Source organism: Psychrobacter sp. AOP31-B2-9, assembly GCF_052378005.1.
Classification (GTDB): Bacteria; Pseudomonadota; Gammaproteobacteria; order Pseudomonadales; family Moraxellaceae; genus Psychrobacter.
Map to the genome: position 1 here is coordinate 1 of NZ_JBQSXG010000021.1, position 20,111 is coordinate 20,111.

Here is a 20,111-nt window from a genome sequence, read left to right on the forward strand (position 1 = left end):
GATATAAGCTAAGCTAACTATATTGTTTTTATCTAAAACCCATTCTCTTTCCCAGAGTTCAAAGGAATAACCTTTCGTCTTTGCACGTATTTTCTTATCGTTTTTAGATGGTTCTTCCTTAATATTCTCAAGAAAATTAACAGATAAGTTATTCATCTTACAACCCCTGTTCAGGTAGTCGTGTTCCACTATTTGATTGAAGTGCTAAAGCTGCTTTCTGGGCTTGCTCTTGAATAAACCTTTTATTGTAATGAGTTGATGTACCAGAACCAGGCTTCCATCCCATTACATAAGAGCGAATTTGCTCTTGTTTTTCCTCACTTACAGGTTTGTTCATTGAGTCCATTTTCTCTGAAAACTTACGATTCCAAGTGTGTCGTAGCTTATGGCCTGTTAATTTATACAATTCAGGCGATACGGATTTTACGATATTAAGCACTTTGTAATAGCTAGATTTTGATATAGGATGCCCAACTGTTGGCCCTTCTTTATGAGTAATAAACAGAAAATCATTTCTCCTCGCATTAGTGACTTTACGCCTATCTTTGGTAATATACTCATGAAGCTCTTTGCTAAGAATTTCTCCAAGAGGTATTGTGCGTTCTAACGTCTTAGCATTAGGTTCTTGTACTCTAGGGTCATCTTTCTCATCAGCACGCCTAACAATTTTTAGTTGGTGCTTGGAAAAATCAATGTCACTTATTCTTAAATTAAGTAATTCACCACCTCTAATTCCAAGGTAATATAGAATTAAAATCATTAGTCGATTACGTCGTTGTACCTGATCACCAAATGGATTATGTTCTGAACCTATCTTTATTACCTCAAACAAGACTTCTAATTGCACATCATCAAGTGACCTATCCTGATCTCGATTACGACCTCTTTTTACTGGACGTCGTGACTTTACCTGTGTCTCCACTCTTTTTATTTGTCTAGCTTCAACTGTACTTGGTTGCTTAATCAAATGATTAGCATACCAACTTATGTATTGAGCAATCGTAGTCAAGCGCATGTAATGAGTTATTGAGCTAACTACACCTTCATCACTAACATAACCACCACCATCAGCTACCTTTGAAAATCTTTTCTGAGTGAAGTCTCGCAAATCGTCTAACTCATAAGTTTCAAATAACTCTCGACATAGAACTCGTTCTTCAAGGTTTATATCTCTGTCATCTAAAAACCTAAGAAATATTGCTATATTATTAGCTGCTGACAGCATAGTTGAAAACGAGTCTGACTTATTACGAAGTTGGGTTGTGATGAATAAATTAGGATAGTAGATAGGTAGCTGTGTTATTCGATCAATCACTAAACAATAACGTTCTCCACTATCCATTGAAAAAGATGTTGTTCTGAAAGAATTGATCATTAGAATATCCTATATATTTTACATAAATACAAGATACACTATATCCTATTAAATCTCAGTATATATTTTACACTATTTCCATTCTATAGATAAAAGAAAACCCGCTAGTGGCGGGTTTTCAAAGCATATCTTTTACATATAAGTCTAAGGTGTATCCTAAAACGGCATGTCCTGCCGATAAAATATTTTTAGCTGCATTCACATCAGCATTTGCTTTATGCCCGCATTTGACGCACTCAAATTTAGCCTGAGTTTGTCTATTCTCTTTGGTAATATGCTGACATTGGGAGCAGGTTTGGCTGGTGTAGCGTGGGTTTACTTTAATGAGCACCCCGCCTTGCCAGTGCTGCTTGTACTCAAGCATATCAATCATCATGCCCCAGCCTTGATCCAAAATGGATTTATTCAATCCTGACTTGGCTTTGACGTTACGCCCTTTGTTTTCTAACGTACCACTTGCAGACTTCGACATATTGGCTACTTTTAAGTCCTCACAAGCAATCATGGCGTGGTTTTTGCTGATCGCGGTGGTGATTTTGTGCAAGTAGTCATGGCGAATATTGGCAATATGATGGTGGAGTTTTTGTATTTTGTTTTTCTGCTTTTTCCAGTTTTGACTGAATAAGACTTTTCTACTTAATTGGCGCTGTAATGCGGCCAGTTTAATTTGATTGGCTTTAAAGCTGTTTTTGGGTTTGATGTGCTGACCATCTGAGGTGGTAATGAGTTTAGTGACACCTAAATCAATACCTATGGCGCTTGTAGAGGGGTGAATTGGGTTTTGATCCAGTGCTCGCTCACACCCAAAAGACACGTACCAGTGCCCTGATTTCTTGCTAATAGTGATGTTTTTAATGGTGCCGATGATGTCTTGTGATTTTCTAAATTTCACAAAGCCCACGCCATTAGGTAGTTTGACGCGATTACCCTCAACACGGCAATACTTATCAAATTGAACCAAGCGAATTGAGTCACAGCCATCGGATTTACGTTTAAATCTTGGCATCAGTTGTCGTAGTTGAATCTCTGTGCCATCGCTTAGCTTAAAGAACTTGGGTTTTCGGAGCTTCTTTTTATTTTCTTTGAGCCTAGCATGAACTTTAGGGTCGAAAAATCGTGACCAAGCAGAGGCGAGATCACGTACTTTTTGTTGTAAGGACACGGCATTGGCATGGGTTCTTAAGAAGTCAAAATCAGGATTGTTCTTTAGATCCATGATTTTATTAACCAAGTTGGTGACATTAATAAATTCATTTTTGGCAAACATCTCAAATGAGATCGCTAGCATTTGATTCCAAACAAAGCGTGCAGAGCCGACAAGATTATTTAGAATAATCTGTTGCTCTGCATTAGGCTCAAGCCTAAATTTATACGCTTTGTTGATTTTCATTACCGCAACTAATTTTGTTTGATAGAATATAAATTCTAAAGATTATTTAGATTTCATACAGTAGCTAATTTGTATAAAAATATAATAAACACTAGGCGAAATTCACCTCCACCCTAATGTCGGGTGGAGTCCTCTTTCGCTTTTAGATAGTAGATTACCTAGTAATTGTTTTTCTAGGTTATGCGATATTTTGAGTCGATATTGATCACGAGTGACTGACAACTTATAAAGGTGATGTTTAATTTCCTCTTACTCATCAGGTGACGATCTTGTTCTTTTTTAGGGTATCGCATGATCAGTATTCATAGAGTAGAGTGATATGCGCCTAGTACGATTTGGCACAAAGAAACCCTGCTAGGCTATAATAGCAAACGCTTAGCAGGGCTTTGTCAGTTTTACAAAATTCTTAGGTAGCCTGAATGATATCGGGGTTTGAGTATTCAGCCAATCAAGATCTGCCTTAAGCTTTAGATCGTTCATATACAGGTTTTGTGCAGATGCCAACACCGACACTGAGGATAAGACACTCAAACCTAATAAAATGCTTAGCTTCTTGTACATGATCAAATACTCTTCGGTTAAAAGGGGTTTATTATAGATGCTATCGTTTAAACAGTAATATGGATTATCGTAATTAAAATAACGTCACTAAATTCAATTTAACCCAATAAATTATTGACCATGAATTTTAGTGAATACACTATCAATTGCTTGTACGGTTTGCTTAATCTCGTCTTCCGTCAACGTTGGATGCACGAGAAACATCAAGCTGGTTTCGCCGAGCTGCTTGGCGACTGGTAGTCTCGTCTCAGGACGTAAGCCTGTATTATCAAACGCTTTTTCCAGATAAACTTCAGAAGCAGATCCTGAAAAACAAGGAACCCCTAAGTCATTGATCTCTTCAATGATCCGATCTCGTGACCACTCTTTAGGTAGGTTATCTGACTGCACATAGACGTAGAGCTTATAATAGGTGTGGGTCGAATCTGCAAACTGCGCTGATTCTTCTAACCTAGGTACAGAAAGATAACCTTTTGCTTCCCATTGAGCACAGGTATCTAAGATAGCTTGAGCATTAGCCGTACGTTTGGCTGTCCAATCAGACATTCTCGTTAATTGAATGCGACCGAGCACAGCTTGCATTTCAGTCATGCGCCAATTGGTACCAAAGCTCTCATGTAGCCAGCGATAGCCTGGTGGATGCTCGGTCTCATAGACCGCTGCATAGCTTTTACCATGGTCTTTATAAGCCCACATTTTGCGCCATAATTGCTCATCATTGGTGGTGACCATACCGCCCTCACCGCCTGTGGTCATTACTTTATCTTGGCAAAAGCTCCACGCACCGATATGGCCGATACTACCCACGCTACGACCCTTATAACGCGCACCGTGCGCCTGCGCGCAATCCTCAATTACGTATAGATTATGCTTATCTGCCAACGCCATGATGCCATCCATATCACAAGGCCACCCTGCCAAGTGCACACAGACGATAGCTTTGGTTTTATCCGTCAATACCGCCGCGATCGACTCAGGCGTGATATTACCGGTTGCCTCATCGACATCAGCAAAAACAGGGGTCGCTCCAGCGTTGACCACGGATGAGATACTCGCAATAAAGGTACGCGGCGTGACGATTACTTCATCGCCTGCGCCAATATCTAGCGCTTGTAAGGCCACGTCTAATGCCAACGTACCATTACCCATTGCAATGGCATATTTGCTATCAGCCCATTTAGCAAACTCAGTCTCAAACTGACGACACTCTTGCCCTGTCCAGTAATTTACCTTGTTGGATAATAATACTTGACTGACCGCATCCGCTTCTTCTTGAGTAAAGCTTGGCCAAGGTGAAAATGGGGTGTTTAACATAGTTGCCTCGATGGTGCTTATTTATAATTGATGATGGCGATTAATAACTTATAACGAAATTTTTTATTTATTGAAGGGTCTTGCAGGATTACCAACCACGACAGCTCCTGCTGGCACGTCTTTGGTAACAACTGCTCCCATTCCTACAATGGCACCTTTACCGATAATTAATGGCTTATCAGGTGTGCCTTGTTTGATGACTGCCCCTGTGCCAATATAAGCATGGTCATGGATATGAATATTGCCATTGCAACTGACGCGCGGGGCAAAGGTGACATAATCGCCAATCACGCAATCATGTTCGACATAGCTATATAAATTAGCATGGAAGCATTTACCGATAGTCACATTAGCAGCAATAGTGACAAATGGACTGAGCGCAGCACCGGCAGCGATACTGACTGCATCCATAATTAAGGTGGTCGTTCCTTTTACTGTCCACAATGAGATACCATCTTGAACCAATTGTTCTGCAATTTTTTGACGAATGCTGCTATTAGCAATGGCTATCAGGACAAACTTATAATCACTATCTATACTCTTAAATGTTGCATAATTCATCGCCGTATAGCCGTTAACATTAGCATTTCCCTCTAATGCGTCGTCAATAAATACGATTTGGCTATTTTCTTGAGCATCTAATCTTTGTAATTGATCAACGGCTACCGGCATTAAGCTACGACCACAGCCTGAGGCACCATAGACGGCAAATACTCTACTCATAGCTATTTTCTAAAGCGGACTGGTTTTGAGAACCAGTAAATTTACTCATTGTCGCTTCGCCGTCCGCACTAATACCATCTTTGATAACCACTTTTTTTACTGTTTTTAATAATATTTTAATATCTAACCAAAATGACTGATTATCTACATACCAAGTATCAAGCTCAAACTTCTTATCCCAACCGATGGCATTACGCCCATTTACTTGCGCATAACCCGTAATACCAGGACGTACATCATGGCGACGCGCTTGCTCTTTACTATATAGCGGCAGGTATTCCATCAATAATGGGCGTGGTCCGACTAAGCTCATATCGCCTCTGACGACATTCCACAGTTCAGGTAGCTCATCCAAACTACTATTACGTAGTGCCTTACCAAAGTCAGTTAAGCGCTCACTATCAGGCAAAGGAGTGCCAGCACTATCTATGGCATCTTTCATGGTACGAAATTTAATCATCTCAAACGGCTTACCATTCAATCCGGGACGCGTTTGACGAAATAGCACTGGCGCGCCTAAGTTCTTTTTGACTTTGTAAGCAGTAATGGCGTATACCGGAGATAAAGCGACCAAAGCGGTGATCGCAGCAGTGATATCGAAAAGGCGTTTGATCATTCTTCTTCCTGTGACTCTACTATATAAATTATAAACCCATCGCTTCTAGCATGGATTGATTGACAGCATTCACATCAAACTTTTCTTCTACCAATTGGCGTGATGCCTTACCCATTTTAATAACAAGCGCTGGATAAACGATAAAACGTTCCATCGCAGCCGCTAATTTCTCTACCGCTTTAACAGGAACTAAATAACCGTTATAACCATCAATCACTGTTTCACGACAACCTGGCGCGTCCGTCGTAATGATTGGGCGACCCATTGCCATCGCTTCTAGTACAGTGCGCGGTGTGCCTTCTCGATAAGAAGGCAATACATAAATAGAACTCGCTGCAATGGCTGGCTTCACATCATCAAGCTTACCCCAAAAGTTAAATAACTCTTCATTAATCCAACTATCTAACTCTTGTTGCTCGATAGCATCAGGGTTATCGTCGATCCAGCCTACTAAGTCAAATTGAGCTTGCGGATATTTATCTTTAATAATTTTAGCAGCTTGAGCATATTCGCGTACTCCTTTATCACCCAGCAAGCGAGCTATCAATAGAAACCTAGGGATCAATATATCATCTATAGTGGCAAATGGCTGGACACTATATTCTGATATATCAACACCTGAGCCGTTAACAACGGTAGTTGATGCATTAGGCGTTAAGATACCCATAGATTTAAATAATGCTTCGTCATCAGGATTTTGAAAAAACACTTTATGAGTCGATGCTAATGCTACTGAATACAGCTTATGCATTACTTTTTGTAGATTAGACTTTTTATAGTCTTGCTCATTTGCTCCTTGAAACGCGTAACCAAGACCTGTAATCAGGGCAAAACGATGCGGCACACGAGCGAGTTTGGCTGCCAATGACCCATAGATGACAGGCTTAATGGTATAACCCATTACATGGCTAGGTTTGATTTTCTTCATCAATAAGTATAAAGCAGACAAGGTTTCAGCGTCTTTTAACGGATTGGTCCCTGTACGCTGCATGGGGGTTTCATGCACGGTATAACCTAACTCTATTAGGTTTTCACGCTCTTCTGGATAATTTCCGAATTCTGGAGCGGCAATGTGAATCTCAAAGCCTTTATCCTGTAGCGCTTTAATTAAAGCACCACGGAATTTTAGGATTGAAACAGGGTAGCTAGCTATTATTAGGAACTTGTTCAAACCAGACTCCTTTTTACAATATCTCTAGCTGATTGCCAAAACTCTGAACGACGTTTTTTTAAAACCTTTTGATCGTATTCTTTGGCTTTTTGATAATTTAATTTACCTTGCTCAAATCTTAATTTCTGAGAATCGACGAAATCTTTTATCTTTTTTGCCAGAGCTTCTGAATCGTAAGGTTTTACCAAAGTATCTTTAGATAGTAGCTCAGGAATGCCACCTACATCAGAGGCTACAGCAGGTAAACCAACACTCATTGCTTCAATTAAAGCGCGAGGCAAACCTTCAGTATAACTTGGCTGAATATAGAGGTCTAAAGAACTCAACCAGTCAGCGACTTTATTTCCTCCTTTGACAATACCGTCAAAAAAAACTAAATCACTGACGCCTAGCTCTTTCGCTAATAAATTATAATCATCTTTTAGAGTCCCTGAACCTAATATATGTAATTCAAATTTTTTTTCACTATCATTTAACAAGCTCATAGCATTAATGGCTTCGGTTATACCCTTATAATGATTATTAAAGGAACCAATCAATCCTATCTTAAAAAGATTGTTCTGAATTTTGTAGTCCTCAATGCTAATACGTTTTTCTTTTATTGTCATCTCAACATTCGAAGCATGTTCTGTCAAACCGTTAGTTGGATAGTCCATTTGAAGAGCAGACTCAGTCACGTAGATTACACCATGTGCATTTTTTATGAAAAACTTATTTAACTCAGAGAAAGCGTGAACAAAAAATTTAAATGGTAAGCTTACATCCTCTTTAGATGTCATAAGTGCTTCTTTTGGATCACCAACAAGCTCAATAAAATACTTCTTTTTAGTAAATATATTAATAACTAAAACATATACACCTAAAAAACTTGGCAAACGTACAACAATAAAATCAGAATAAGTTATCTTTTGAAGGATATCTTTACTATTTCTGAATAAGTGACGTGAGAAAACCTTTGAAAAACTTAATCCCTTGACTGGACTGAAATTGATATTATTAGATTCTATTTTTAATAAATTACTACTATCATTAATATGTTCCATTCGACTAATTACTGTAAAGTTCTCGGAAGGTAGGACATAGCGGGAAAACACATCATCGGTGATTTTACCTTCAGAGAAATATTCTCTTCCGTTATTCTTAAACTTATGATCATGTACAAATACTACATTCATGTCGATAACCTTTTATAAAAGCTACTAAAGCACTTGTCTGCATCAAACTTATCAATGATCTGCTGTTGATGGTGTATATCCCTTGGTGACTTTTCTTTATAAATAGTCTCTAATGCTTTGACAAAGGCTTCTATATCCTTTGGACCATATAGGTTATTTAGATTAAGAACGGTTTCCTTGATAGGAGCGATATCTGAGGCGACGTATGGTAGCCCAGTTATCATCGCTTCAATCAATGCATTAGGCTGACCTTCAGTCACTGATGGAAAGAAGTAACAGTCCATAGTATTTAAGAACTTCGGAATGTCATCTCGATTTTCAAAAACTAAGACTTTATTATCTAATTTTTTAGTTTCTAAAGTATTATGAAGATTACTCTTAACTCCGTTACCGCATAAAATAAAGTATATATCATTATATTTTTTTACTAGTATTTCAGCTACTGCTAGAATAGTTTCGTGATTCTTAGCTGGATTGTAACGTCCTGTATGTCCTATAACAAAATCCGTATCAGGGATACCAAACTCTTGTCTTAGATTTACTGTCTCTTTTAAGAAGAGTTCGGCATTTATACCGTTCTTTATAATTTCAAATCTATTATCATTTTTCCAATAACTTGAAAAAAAGTAATCAAATCCAGCCTTAGAATTTGAAAGAATGTCAGTGGCGTATCTTTTTACTAGCTTATTAATTATGGAGTTATAAGCATTTCTAATTATATCTGAATTAAAACGATTAGTAGAGCTTCTATAAAAAGCTACTCTTTTATCAATACCAGACTTATAAGCTACTAATAAAACTAAACCAGAAAAATTTCCTGTGAAATCACAAACACAAGAGATATTATGTCCTATCAAAAATTCTCTTAAATATCGTAAGTCTTTATAACTGTTAAAGCCAACTCTTTTCTTTATTACAGTTACATTATTCAACTCTTCATATTTATCTTCTAGTTGACCGCCCATTCCACTTTTGCAATAAACATAAATATTTTTGAAATTACTATTACTTCCTTTTAAGAAACGAAGTAAATAGTTTTCGATACCACCATTATCTAAACTGTGTACAAAAAAAGCTATATTTTGATTAATCATTTTATTTCTCTGGCCAAAAGGTCATAAATTAATATAGATAATTATATAAGTTATTATCTTCTGTAATTATATGATAGATAGACCACATAGTTTCTATAGAATATGATCTCTCAATATTATAACGAAGAACGATAAATAAATCAGTGTATACACTTAAGCTAAATAAAGCTAAAAAACTAAAAACTATTATTACATTTTTTTTGTTTTTATTATTTAATAGTAAGTATACTAGATATATTGCGAATACAATTCTTGCATAAGTGACATACCTACTAAATACAACTGGAAGGGAATATGTAAGGTTTATAAATACCATTAAAAATACTATTAGGATATAGAATTTATCATTTGTAGATGATTTATAAAATAACATAAAGGCTATTGCAAAGTAATACCAACTATTACGAATCAAAGAAAGAATGATACTGCTATCTGTATAAACTGTTTCTGATAGTGTATAAGCTTCAACTTTAGTTAAATATCCTGATGGTAAAGAAAGTAGGCTAAAAATATTCATCAAAAAGCTATTAGGCAAAATAAAAAATACTAGGCTAGAAATTAATAAAACTCTTGGAAATTTAAAATTCTGATTCAAAATTGCAAAAATAGTTGCTACAAGAATTAAAGAATAACTAAAATGAGTAGCTATCGCTAAAAGCAATATTAAAAAAGCTCTTAAATACATTTGCTTGAAATATAAGAAATATAAAAACCACAAGAATATACTGCCAGCTAAAAAAAATCTCAGTCCTGAAAGAACGTTTATTGCTGAAAATGAGAATAGAATAAGAAAAAAACTAGAGTTACTATATATAAAATCAGAATTAGTTACACTTTTAACTATTTTCTTAGAAGCTATGAACGTTAGAAACACACTTAAGGAGGTAATTACAAAGAAAAAATATTTTATATCTATACTTGCCTTAGAAAAGGTAAAATTTAGTAAGTCAAAAACATAATCAGGACGGTTAACAGCTTTGAAATACAATAACAAATCACCCAATGAATAATCTGCAAAAAGCTCGCTACGCTCTATATACCTGACTTTATCATTTGAAAAGCTAGGAACATATCTTAAGCTAAAAAAACCTATAATTAATGAAAATAATAAACTAACAATAGTATCATTTTTTTTTCTTAGTTGAAGAATAATAAACGGCATTGATAGAATAGGTGATAACAAAAATGAATTAACCGTAAGTATATTAAATTTATTAATCTTCATATTATTCACATTTTAAGTTATTCAAAATATTTATATATCAATGTTATTTTTCAATGACTATCAGCTATTGAAAATATTATTCAGAAATAAAATGATTATTTCAGAGTGCTTTTTATATGTAGGCATTTATATTTCCGAATAAACATACATTATCTTTCCTGTTTCCGTTAGATCAATCTTTTTACAAAAATTCACTTCGATATTTACATCAGGAAGCTCTATCTTAATACTATTGATCACTTCTTCTAGCTCGTTTGGGTTGAAAGGATCGTTTTTTACGATATTTAATTCTAATGAAATGATATCTTTCTGCACTAACTGAAACGATTTTATACTAGATTTTGAGAAGAATAGAGTTGTAAAAAACTGACCATCTATTTTAGTACCGTCAGCCTTGTGAATGACGCCTAAAGTTCTACCAGTGACTTTGTCTAATCTTAAAGTACCGAATTCTAAATCATCGCCTTTAATGGCTCTGTCTCCAATCTTGTAGCGAATCAAAGGCATATAAAAATTATTCAAAGTTGTTATAACAATTTCGCCTTCTTCACCTTTTTTGACTGGATTATCATTTTCATCTAATATCTCTAGAAATATATTATCGTAGAAAACAAATAAACCTTCACTTCCTCGAACCTCAGATGCCATTGCTGATACTTCTCTTGAGCCATAAAAATTATAAACGTATGCATCATTAAAGGCTTTACTTATCTCATCTCTCATTTCTGGATATAAAGGCCCTGTGGTGCAATGTATCACTGGCTTACATTTAACTTTTATATTATTCTCGTTAATATATTTAGCCATATCATAAATAGAGTGAACATAAGCTTTAATAAAAGCAGGTTTTTTTGAATTAATGTTTTTGATATAACGATCCATTATTTCATCGCTCATAACAAATGTATTAAGAGTTAATCTATTATTTAAAAAATTTTTCATGCTAAAACTAGATTTGGTGCTGTGCATATCTCTTTCAGCACCCCATAAATCAATCGACTTATCATAAATATCAACGCCGTTTAGCTCTAAAGCATTATAGTAAGCCGCTTGACCATGTATATTTTGACTTTTAGTTCTATAGAATGTTAATGGTTCGCCAGTAGAACCTCCTGATGTCGCCTTAAACACCTCATCAACACTTTCATATGATCTATTAATAAGTGCATCTATATCATTTCTAATTATATCTTTAGTTAGCACAGGTATTTTACAAAACTCTGAATAGTCTAAGCTGTCTAAGTTTAAATCTTTTTGAAATGAGTTATAATAAGGAATTTCTAAAAATGCTATGTTTAAAACCTTGATAAGCTTATTTTTCTGAAATATTAGGTTTGATTTATTATCATTCACATCACGAGATCTTAATGACCTTAGTAGTTTCATTATTTTTCTAGATCGCAAATTTTTGGTCATCATTATTAATAATTTATTCATAGCAGCTTACCTTATTGCTAATGTCATTACTTTTTAAGTTTGTTGATAATTTTATTAGGTGTATCTAATACATAAATTTTGTTTGTATAACTTAAATGATTGATTTGCTGTTTTTTATATTTAGCGCTTTATACATAATACTTACACCTAAAATTGCTCGGGTTGCTGTGATTGTTATCGCTGCACCGATATAACCATATAGACTGATTAGTGGAAATGCTAATGTAAATCCAACTAGTGAACATATGACAGTTATATTTCTTAAGTTTTTCTCATAGCCTTTTACTATCATAAAGTTCGTACCAAATGTACTAATTAATGCTGAAAATATTATCGATACAGACATAATCCTAAGTATTACGACAGCATCCATAAACTCTTCCGTATAGAAAAATTTAATGATAAATGGTGCTAATATAAATAGGCTCACGCAAGCAAATATAGATAGATAAATATTAATCTTGGCGTATAAATTGTGCGAATCTATTTTTCTTGACAGTAGTGGGAAAAACACTCTTGATATTATTGACAAAAATTGCTGGCTGATATTGATAAACTTAGTACCAGCATCTAACAGACCATTGGCTACGCTGCCGCTATAGAAACCGAGTAATACTACAGAAAAGCTATTATATAGATTCGGCATGATATTATTAATAAATACATCAGTACTGCCTTTAATCGTCTTAGTTATTTCTCTAATATTAGGTTTATGAATCTTTACTTTCCATTTACCTACAATTATGTATGTAGCAAACAACCCACTTACTATAAATCCCAAACTTATAAACAATGGCTGCAAGATAAAGTCTGATTTTTCCTTTATAAAAACAAAGACCAGCAATGTAAACACTATCTTGCTGGCAAGACTTAGTATAGTAATGAATTTCATTCTTTCCATAGCCTGAAAAAACCATTCAGGAAAAAATATATTACCTGGCACTAATAAAAAGCTTACTAGCAAGATGATCTTATTCTCTTCAAAGTATGGAATAAAAGCTATTGCAATCAATAGAAGTAGTAGTGATAAAAGCATTAATATTATGCGCGCCCACAATACATTACTAAATATTTCTGAAACTTTATTCAGGTCATTCTTATTTAATGCCACATCTCTAGTCGCAGTATAGTTAAATCCCCAATCAGATATAGTTTTTAGCCATACTATAACAGCCGCGGCAAATGCTATTTTCCCAAAACCTTCTACCCCAATAACTCTGGCAAGATAGGGAATGGTAAGTAAAGGAAAAATATAGCTAGCAACTTGTAATAGCATTAGATACCCAAAGTTGCTAGCTACTGTCTTACCGTCTTTACTCTTATTGATACGACTTATAAGCGCTTTTACTTTATTTATCATTTACGATAAAGACTTAACATACCAAGGCATCGCTTTCTCAATACCTTGAATAATATCGAACTGTGGCTCATAGCCTAGTGCATTCTGTATTTTAGTAATATCAGCCTGACTATGACGCACGTCTCCTGCCCTAAAATCTCGATAGACCGGTTCTTGAGTGTAGCTAACGCTATTAGCTTCTAAATGCTCTTTCAATGCTGAAAACAGCGTATTAAGGGTAGTACGGCCGCCCACAGCTACATTGTAAACCTGATTTTTAGCTTCTTCAGGAGCAGTCGCTGCCAAAATATTAGCTTGTACCGCATTTTCAATGAAATTAAAGTCACGACTGGTATCGCCATCACCATTGATGAATACTTCATCACCTGCGATCATAGCAGCCGTCCATTTTGGTATTACCGCTGCATATGCGCCATCTGGTGTTTGGCGTTTACCAAAGATATTAAAGTAACGTAGACCAATCGTCTTAAAGCCATATGTACGTGAGAACACATCTGCATACAGCTCATTGACATATTTAGTCACTGCGTAAGGTGATAACGGATTACCAATAGCATCCTCGACTTTTGGCAATGCTGGATGATCGCCATAGGTTGAGCTGCTCGCCGCATAGGTAAAGCTAGCTACCTGAGCATCACGAGCTGCTACGAGCATATTTAAGTAGCCTGAGATATTAGTATCATTAGTATTGATAGGATCAGCGATAGAGCGCGGCACCGAACCTAGTGCTGCTTGATGCAACACATAGTCCACGTCTGCGCACGCAGTTTGGCAGTCTTTCAAATTGCGAATATCACCTTCTATAAAGGTAAATTTCTGCCACTGATCTTTGCTTACCAAACCTTGTACTTCATCTAGGTTATGCTGAAAGCCAGTGGCAAAATTATCTAAACCGACTACTTTTTGATTTAGTAACAATAGCTCTTCTAGTAAATTAGAGCCAATGAATCCCGCTACCCCAGTAATTAACCAGGTTTTTGGCTCGTTAATTAATACTTTTTGAACTTTTTCATATGCAGTTGATGTCATGATAGTTATTTTCCGTATTTTCTATAGATTTATAAGCGGATATCAGTGTCTTCTTTGGTAAAGACATACTTTAAATCGTAAAGCACGTGTTCATTCTTGCCAAACGCTCTAATCTGCTCTACACCCAGCTCGATGAACTCATTATGAGCGACGGCTAAGATAATACCATCATAGTTATTCATAGCGGGCTTGCTGATAGGCGTCACATTATATTCACGCTCAGCTTCTGCTTTATCTACCCAAGGGTCATAAATATCGACTTCGATATTATATTCTTCTAGCTCATGGACGATATCGATGACCTTGGTATTACGCACATCGGGGCAGTTTTCTTTGAAACTCAGCCCTAAGACCAATACCTTGGCACCTTCAACCTGAATCCGCTTTTTGATCATGGTTTTGACCAGTTGCGTGACCACATACTCACCCATACTGTCATTCAACCGACGTCCAGCCAATATAATCTCAGGATTATAACCAATCGCTTGGGCTTTATGAGTTAGGTAATAAGGATCTACACCGATGCAGTGACCACCGACGAGGCCTGGACGAAACGGTAAAAAGTTCCACTTGGTGCCAGCAGCTTCTAAGACTGCTTGGGTATCGATACCCATTTTATTAAAAATAACAGCTAACTCATTAATTAAGGCAATATTGACATCTCTTTGGGTATTTTCAATCACCTTTGCCGCTTCTGCTACTTTGATACTTGCTGCTTTATGAGTACCTGCCGTAATAATTAAATTGTATACTTCATCAACAAAATCAGCGACTTCAGGTGTTGAGCCTGCCGTTACTTTTAAAATATTGGTAACGCGGTGTTCTTTATCACCCGGATTAATACGTTCAGGACTATAACCGGCATAAAAGTCTTGATTGAAGGTTAATCCCGAGACTTTCTCTAACACCGGAATACAAACTTCTTCGGTGGCACCCGGATAGACAGTCGACTCATAAACGACGATATCGTCTTGTTTAAGAAGACTACCAATAGCCTCTGAGGCTTTAATTAAAGGCGTAAGATCAGGCTGTTTATAATCATCGATCGGTGTCGGGACCGTAACAATAAAAAAATTACAGTCTTTAAGCGCTTGTATATCTGAACTATAACTCAAATGTGATGCTTGATTTAGCTCTTCATCACTAACTTCTAAGGTATGATCTGTACCTGCGGCAAGGGCCGAGATACGCGTAGCATTAATATCAAAACCGACGACCGGAAGATGCTTACCAAACTCAACCGCTAATGGCAAACCGACGTAGCCAAGTCCGATAACCGCTATTTTTATATTCTTGATATCTAACATAATATTCCTTTGTTCATCTAACTAGTTTTATTTAACTATAATATCTCAGGCATTTATTGAGTGTTATGCAGCTTTAGTTCCTTCTTGATAACCTGCGACGAACTGCCTAAACCGCTGCTTTAGCCAAGGGACATCAAACTCTTTTTGTTTTTCGTTCAACTCAAACAATACCGATTCAAGCTCATCTAATGGAAAGCTATGCTCTATTGCTTGCATGATCAATGGATGATATGTCGATTCAATATTATCTTCACCGATGATCAGCTCTTCATAGAGCTTCTCTCCAGCTCTAAGACCCGTAAAGATTACTTCGATATCACCCTCAGGATGGGCAGCATCTCTAATATCAAAACCACTTAAGTGAATCATTCGATGCGCTAGATCAACAATCTTAACTGGCTCGCCCATATCGAGGACAAACACTTCACCACCTGACGCCATTGCGCCTGCTTGGATCACCAAGTTTGCCGCTTCAGGAATCGTCATAAAGTAACGCGTGACATCAGGATGGGTGACTGTAATCGGCTTACCCTGCTCAATCTGCTTGGTAAATAAAGGCACAACAGAGCCCGATGAGCCGAGTACGTTACCAAAACGCACCATACTGATACAGGTTTGGCTATCCGTTTGGCTGAGCGCTTGACAAACCAACTCTGCTAAACGCTTAGATGCGCCCATCACATTGGTTGGTCTTACGGCTTTATCGGTCGAGATCAGTACAAATGTTTCTACATTTGCTGCAATTGCCGCTCGGGCGCAGTGATAAGTACCTTTGGTATTATTAATAACGCCTTCAAAAGGATTATGCTCTACCATTGGCACATGTTTATAGGCAGCTGCATGATAAACCGTTTGGATATTATAGAGATTCAGTATTCTAAGCAGGTTCGATTCATTGGTGACATTACCGATGACCGCAACGATTTTAATATCTTGATAAGCAGGTGTATTGGCTTGTTTGATGGTTAGTTCTTGATGGATGCTATAAAGCGCAAACTCAGATAGCTCATAGAGTACTAGGCATTTTGGCTTATTCTTGATTACTTGACGACATAACTCGCTACCGATAGAACCACCAGCACCAGTAACTAACACGCACTTACCCTTGATATTCATCTGCAGCAATTTTGCGTCAGGTTCAACAGTCTGTCTATCTAACACATCCAAGATATCTACTTTGCGCATACTACTGACGGTCACTTTTTCGTCAGCGATTTCCTCTAAACTTGGCAGTTCTTTTATTTTTATCGCAATGCCTGAGAGCTTATCTATAATCTGACGTTTTTGCGCGCGGCTGATTGAAGGAATAGCCAAAAATACCTGCGCAATATCTAATTCTTCTACTAAGCTTACTAAGTCATGAGCCGGATAAATCTTTTTACCGAGCAAATAAGCACTAGCAAGCTGTGGATCATCATCAACAAAAGCCACAACATTATATTTATGCGAATTTCTAAGACCCTCTAATAAATCTCGACCAGCCTCTCCCGCTCCATAAATAACTACATTGTCATAAACACCATCGTCTTTAAGGCGACGCCGGGCTCTACCGCTCAAGCGCATCAAGAGCTCACGTATAGTAAGACGACTATTCCATAACCAGATAAATAAGAAAAACAGAAAGATAATAGGAACGGAGCGCGGTATATCTTCTAACGGATTTAAATAAATAATAATCTCATAAACGACCATGAGCGCAAAGAATAACTTTGCGACACTACCCATAACCGTGTCTAAAAAACCACGTGCTACGCCTTTATAGAAGCCAATCAGATATAAACCGATGATGGGCAGCGTACCATAAGATAGTAATATGATAGGGCTAATGTTATGAGCGATATCGCCATAGCGCAACGACAAGGCTAAGAACAGACAAACTAAAGACATTGCCAAGTCTGTAGTGATTAAAATCGCTCGTTTTACACTACGGGGCAACGATAACAAGTATTCTGCTATACGTTGTAGCCAGCCAGTTTTGCCATTAAGTGATGGATAATCACTTGACGGTTTTGAATTAGTAGACATAACACTCAACCACTTAAAAACGTGAATTTTGGTAGAATTTTCCAAAAAGCTAACTATTGGTTATTACCATAAGCATAGCTATAGTGATAACTATATTTGCTCATAATCCCTTGTTGTACATCGTTGAGAATGATACCGTCGACCTTTATATTGGCTTTATTCATCTGATTAACCGCATAAACCAGCTGCCCTTCTATAGAATCGTCGTATCTAGTTACCATCAATACCTTATCAGCGTGCTGGGCTAGTATCATAGCGTCAGAAGCCGCCAATACTGGTGGCGAGTCGATGACAATATAATCATAATGCAGATTAAGCTCCGCCATTAAATGATTAAAACTGCCATTTGCTAATAATGAAGCAGGGTTACGCGGATGCTGGCCGCGTGGCATAAAGTCAATATTATCTATCGTTGTGGGATGGATAAAGCTCGACAAATTACTTGATGTTTGGGTAGCATCACTACGCTGTAATAAGCATTCGGCAAGACCGTTGTTTTTATCCATATTGAACATCTTGTGCAGCTCACCCATGCGCATATCAGCGTCTATAACCAAGAGCTTTTTATTCATTTGAGCAAATACCTCTGTTAGATTTGCACTGATAAAGGACTTACCGACGCTCAGACTTTCACCAGTAATAAGGATAACGCGAGCTCGTTGACCAGCTTTTCCTTCTTTTGGCATCCCAAACATAAGGCTTGTTCTTAGGCTCTTAACCGCTTCATAGCTCAGACTATTATTATCAACATAGGCTAATAATCGATTAGAGGCATTTTTGTTTTTACCGAGTCGCGTTAATAATGGTGAGCGTGGAATGGTTGCAATGACGGGGATACCAGTCTTTGCTTCAAGGCGTTCAGGATCTTTAACCACATCTCTAAGCATATTTTTAAGCAGTACAAGCATGGTACCAAGCATAGCTCCTAACAGCATGGCCAGTATCATAATCTGCAATTTTTTCGGTGCAATGGCTTTATAAGTACTGATAGGCAAATCGATGATACGGGCGAAACCAATTTGACCCGCTTTAACGATCTTTAACTGTTCATAGTTTTTAAGTAGCGTCAGATAGATCTCTCTATTAATCGTCGTGTCAGCTGACAGTTGTAAAAACTCTCTTTGTATCTCAGGTAAACCGGCGATAGTATCGTCTATCTCATTTTTTCTAGCATTAAGTACCGCCAGTTGCTCATTGATCTGCACAACCAAAGGGTGTTCTTCTGTGTAGTAAGTCGTGAGATCCGCTTTTTTAAGTTTTAATTCGTTAAGCTGGGCATCGATTTGCGAGTTTTCTGTCAATAACAACTCTGCTTCTTTGCCTACATCAATAGTGCCGTACTTTTTACGGAAATCATTAAATACTGCTTCAGAGTCTTCCAGTTTTTTCTTTAACGTTGGAATCTGAGTTTCCATAAAACTAATGGTTTTAGTAGTTTCTTCGGAACCACGCGACTGATTTTGATCAATGTAAGATAAGACAATTTGTTTTAATATCAAGCTGGTTTGTTGCTGATTGGCACCCGTCATAGATAGCTGAATAATGTCTGTCTGCTTACCTTTTTCAACCACAGATAGGGCACTATTTATCTGATCAGTCGTGGTTTGAAGAGATTGCTTAGTGATATTAACCGAGTAGCCATCAGCGGGTAGAACATCAACTTTAATTTGAATCTGCCCGTCTGTGCCTTTAAATAAATGCGCCTTACCGATCTGACCTTTAAAATCGTCAAAACCATTAGTTAACACAAATCCTGTCGCGGAGCGTGTCAAAGTAAAAGATTGATTTAAATACTCTTGTGAGACATTAAATTGGCTAATTTTTGCTTCACCATCTTCGGTTTTAAGAGAGACACCTTCCGGTTTATTTATTTGAGTATCCGTACTATTGCTCTTGATTCTATCCAAAGCGCCAATATTAGGATCGGACAAACGAATTCGTAGATGTAACAAATTAACCACTGGCTCTAAGATCATACGCGATCTTATCAGCTCTGCTTCTGCTTGGGCTTTACTGACTTCAGAGCCAATCAGCTCAGAAATATCCGCACCTAATGCGGCAACGCCCTTAGAGTTCTCTTCAATTTGGATCAGTGCATCCGACTTAAAAGTAGGATTGACGTATTTGCTATACAAAATCCCTATCACCAACCCTAATACAGCAAAAAACACAATGACTTTCCAGCCACGCAAAATGGCAAACAGTAGCGCCATAAGATCAATTTCGTCATTATCTTCTTTAGAAGCAGCGTTTGATAAGTTCTTTGAATCTGTATTCATAACTGTATGGTCATCACTTAAGGTTAATCG

15 protein-coding genes are annotated in these 20,111 nt (G+C 37.0%); all 15 read right to left on the reverse strand.

The genetic code is table 11. The features are described from left to right. Positions 1-157: 157 nt before the first annotated feature. The 15 genes from ACT3SX_RS04200 to ACT3SX_RS04270 all read right to left on the reverse strand — a co-directional run bounded on the left by ACT3SX_RS04200 (position 158) and on the right by ACT3SX_RS04270 (position 20,081). On the reverse strand, positions 158-1,375 hold the full coding sequence (locus ACT3SX_RS04200) for a tyrosine-type recombinase/integrase (RefSeq protein ID WP_444761675.1): 1,218 nt from the start codon (positions 1,373-1,375) through the stop codon (positions 158-160). Between the two features lie 118 nt (positions 1,376-1,493). Next, positions 1,494-2,765 carry an RNA-guided endonuclease InsQ/TnpB family protein gene (locus ACT3SX_RS04205; protein ID WP_444761676.1) on the reverse strand — a complete coding sequence of 424 codons (1,272 nt, stop codon included), beginning with the start codon at positions 2,763-2,765 and terminating at the stop codon, positions 1,494-1,496. Positions 2,766-3,437: 672 nt separating this feature from the next. Then, complete coding sequence (locus tag ACT3SX_RS04210) at positions 3,438-4,640, reverse strand: DegT/DnrJ/EryC1/StrS family aminotransferase (protein WP_442069560.1); 1,203 nt, start codon at positions 4,638-4,640, stop codon at positions 3,438-3,440. A 63-nt stretch (positions 4,641-4,703) separates the two neighbouring features. Then, the gene (locus ACT3SX_RS04215) at positions 4,704-5,363 is read right to left on the reverse strand and encodes a NeuD/PglB/VioB family sugar acetyltransferase (protein WP_442069561.1); all 660 of its coding nucleotides are present in this window, start codon (positions 5,361-5,363) and stop codon (positions 4,704-4,706) included. After that, a complete protein-coding gene (locus ACT3SX_RS04220) occupies positions 5,356-5,979 on the reverse strand; it encodes a sugar transferase (RefSeq protein WP_442069562.1) in 624 nt (207 codons plus the stop codon). The genes ACT3SX_RS04215 and ACT3SX_RS04220 overlap by 8 nt, the downstream gene beginning before the upstream one ends. Positions 5,980-6,007: 28 nt before the next feature. Beyond that, complete coding sequence (locus tag ACT3SX_RS04225) at positions 6,008-7,150, reverse strand: glycosyltransferase family 4 protein (RefSeq protein WP_442069563.1); 1,143 nt, start codon at positions 7,148-7,150, stop codon at positions 6,008-6,010. Further along, positions 7,147-8,325 carry a glycosyltransferase gene (locus ACT3SX_RS04230; protein WP_442069564.1) on the reverse strand — a complete coding sequence of 393 codons (1,179 nt, stop codon included), beginning with the start codon at positions 8,323-8,325 and terminating at the stop codon, positions 7,147-7,149. Before ACT3SX_RS04230 ends, ACT3SX_RS04225 begins: the two co-directional genes overlap by 4 nt. Further along, complete coding sequence (locus ACT3SX_RS04235) at positions 8,322-9,419, reverse strand: glycosyltransferase (protein WP_442069565.1); 1,098 nt, start codon at positions 9,417-9,419, stop codon at positions 8,322-8,324. The genes ACT3SX_RS04230 and ACT3SX_RS04235 overlap by 4 nt, the downstream gene beginning before the upstream one ends. Before the next feature lie 28 nt (positions 9,420-9,447). Further along, positions 9,448-10,644, reverse strand: coding sequence for an EpsG family protein (locus ACT3SX_RS04240; protein ID WP_442069566.1), 1,197 nt, complete (start codon positions 10,642-10,644; stop codon positions 9,448-9,450). 126 nt (positions 10,645-10,770) lie between these two features. Continuing rightward, on the reverse strand, positions 10,771-12,081 hold the full coding sequence (locus ACT3SX_RS04245; protein ID WP_442069567.1) for a hypothetical protein: 1,311 nt from the start codon (positions 12,079-12,081) through the stop codon (positions 10,771-10,773). A 91-nt stretch (positions 12,082-12,172) separates the two neighbouring features. Continuing rightward, positions 12,173-13,441 (reverse strand): flippase, encoded by a 1,269-nt coding sequence (locus tag ACT3SX_RS04250; RefSeq protein WP_442069568.1) that lies wholly within the window; start codon positions 13,439-13,441, stop codon positions 12,173-12,175. After that, entirely contained in the window at positions 13,442-14,470 is a 1,029-nt protein-coding gene (locus ACT3SX_RS04255; RefSeq protein WP_442069569.1) for an NAD-dependent epimerase/dehydratase family protein, read from the reverse strand. It lies immediately after the preceding gene. Positions 14,471-14,499: 29 nt separating this feature from the next. Further along, the gene (gene tviB, locus ACT3SX_RS04260) at positions 14,500-15,777 is read right to left on the reverse strand and encodes a Vi polysaccharide biosynthesis UDP-N-acetylglucosamine C-6 dehydrogenase TviB (RefSeq protein ID WP_442069570.1); all 1,278 of its coding nucleotides are present in this window, start codon (positions 15,775-15,777) and stop codon (positions 14,500-14,502) included. 63 nt (positions 15,778-15,840) lie between these two features. Continuing rightward, positions 15,841-17,802, reverse strand: coding sequence for a polysaccharide biosynthesis protein (locus ACT3SX_RS04265; RefSeq protein WP_442069571.1), 1,962 nt, complete (start codon positions 17,800-17,802; stop codon positions 15,841-15,843). A 53-nt stretch (positions 17,803-17,855) separates the two neighbouring features. Next, entirely contained in the window at positions 17,856-20,081 is a 2,226-nt protein-coding gene (locus tag ACT3SX_RS04270; protein ID WP_442069572.1) for a polysaccharide biosynthesis tyrosine autokinase, read from the reverse strand. Positions 20,082-20,111 lie beyond the last annotated feature (30 nt).

Excerpts from the sequence above, each read along its gene's own strand:
- ACT3SX_RS04200 (WP_444761675.1), bottom strand. The coding sequence starts at position 1,375 with ATGATCAATTCTTTCAGAACAACATCTTTTTCAATGGATAGTGGAGAA.
- ACT3SX_RS04205 (WP_444761676.1), bottom strand. The coding sequence starts at position 2,765 with ATGAAAATCAACAAAGCGTATAAATTTAGGCTTGAGCCTAATGCAGAG.
- ACT3SX_RS04210 (WP_442069560.1), bottom strand. The coding sequence starts at position 4,640 with ATGTTAAACACCCCATTTTCACCTTGGCCAAGCTTTACTCAAGAAGAA.
- ACT3SX_RS04215 (WP_442069561.1), bottom strand. The coding sequence starts at position 5,363 with ATGAGTAGAGTATTTGCCGTCTATGGTGCCTCAGGCTGTGGTCGTAGC.
- ACT3SX_RS04220 (WP_442069562.1), bottom strand. The coding sequence starts at position 5,979 with ATGATCAAACGCCTTTTCGATATCACTGCTGCGATCACCGCTTTGGTC.
- ACT3SX_RS04230 (WP_442069564.1), bottom strand. The coding sequence starts at position 8,325 with ATGAATGTAGTATTTGTACATGATCATAAGTTTAAGAATAACGGAAGA.
- ACT3SX_RS04235 (WP_442069565.1), bottom strand. The coding sequence starts at position 9,419 with ATGATTAATCAAAATATAGCTTTTTTTGTACACAGTTTAGATAATGGT.
- ACT3SX_RS04240 (WP_442069566.1), bottom strand. The coding sequence starts at position 10,644 with ATGAAGATTAATAAATTTAATATACTTACGGTTAATTCATTTTTGTTA.
- ACT3SX_RS04245 (WP_442069567.1), bottom strand. The coding sequence starts at position 12,081 with ATGAATAAATTATTAATAATGATGACCAAAAATTTGCGATCTAGAAAA.
- ACT3SX_RS04250 (WP_442069568.1), bottom strand. The coding sequence starts at position 13,441 with ATGATAAATAAAGTAAAAGCGCTTATAAGTCGTATCAATAAGAGTAAA.
- ACT3SX_RS04255 (WP_442069569.1), bottom strand. The coding sequence starts at position 14,470 with ATGACATCAACTGCATATGAAAAAGTTCAAAAAGTATTAATTAACGAG.
- tviB (WP_442069570.1), bottom strand. The coding sequence starts at position 15,777 with ATGTTAGATATCAAGAATATAAAAATAGCGGTTATCGGACTTGGCTAC.
- ACT3SX_RS04265 (WP_442069571.1), bottom strand. The coding sequence starts at position 17,802 with ATGTCTACTAATTCAAAACCGTCAAGTGATTATCCATCACTTAATGGC.
- ACT3SX_RS04270 (WP_442069572.1), bottom strand. The coding sequence starts at position 20,081 with ATGAATACAGATTCAAAGAACTTATCAAACGCTGCTTCTAAAGAAGAT.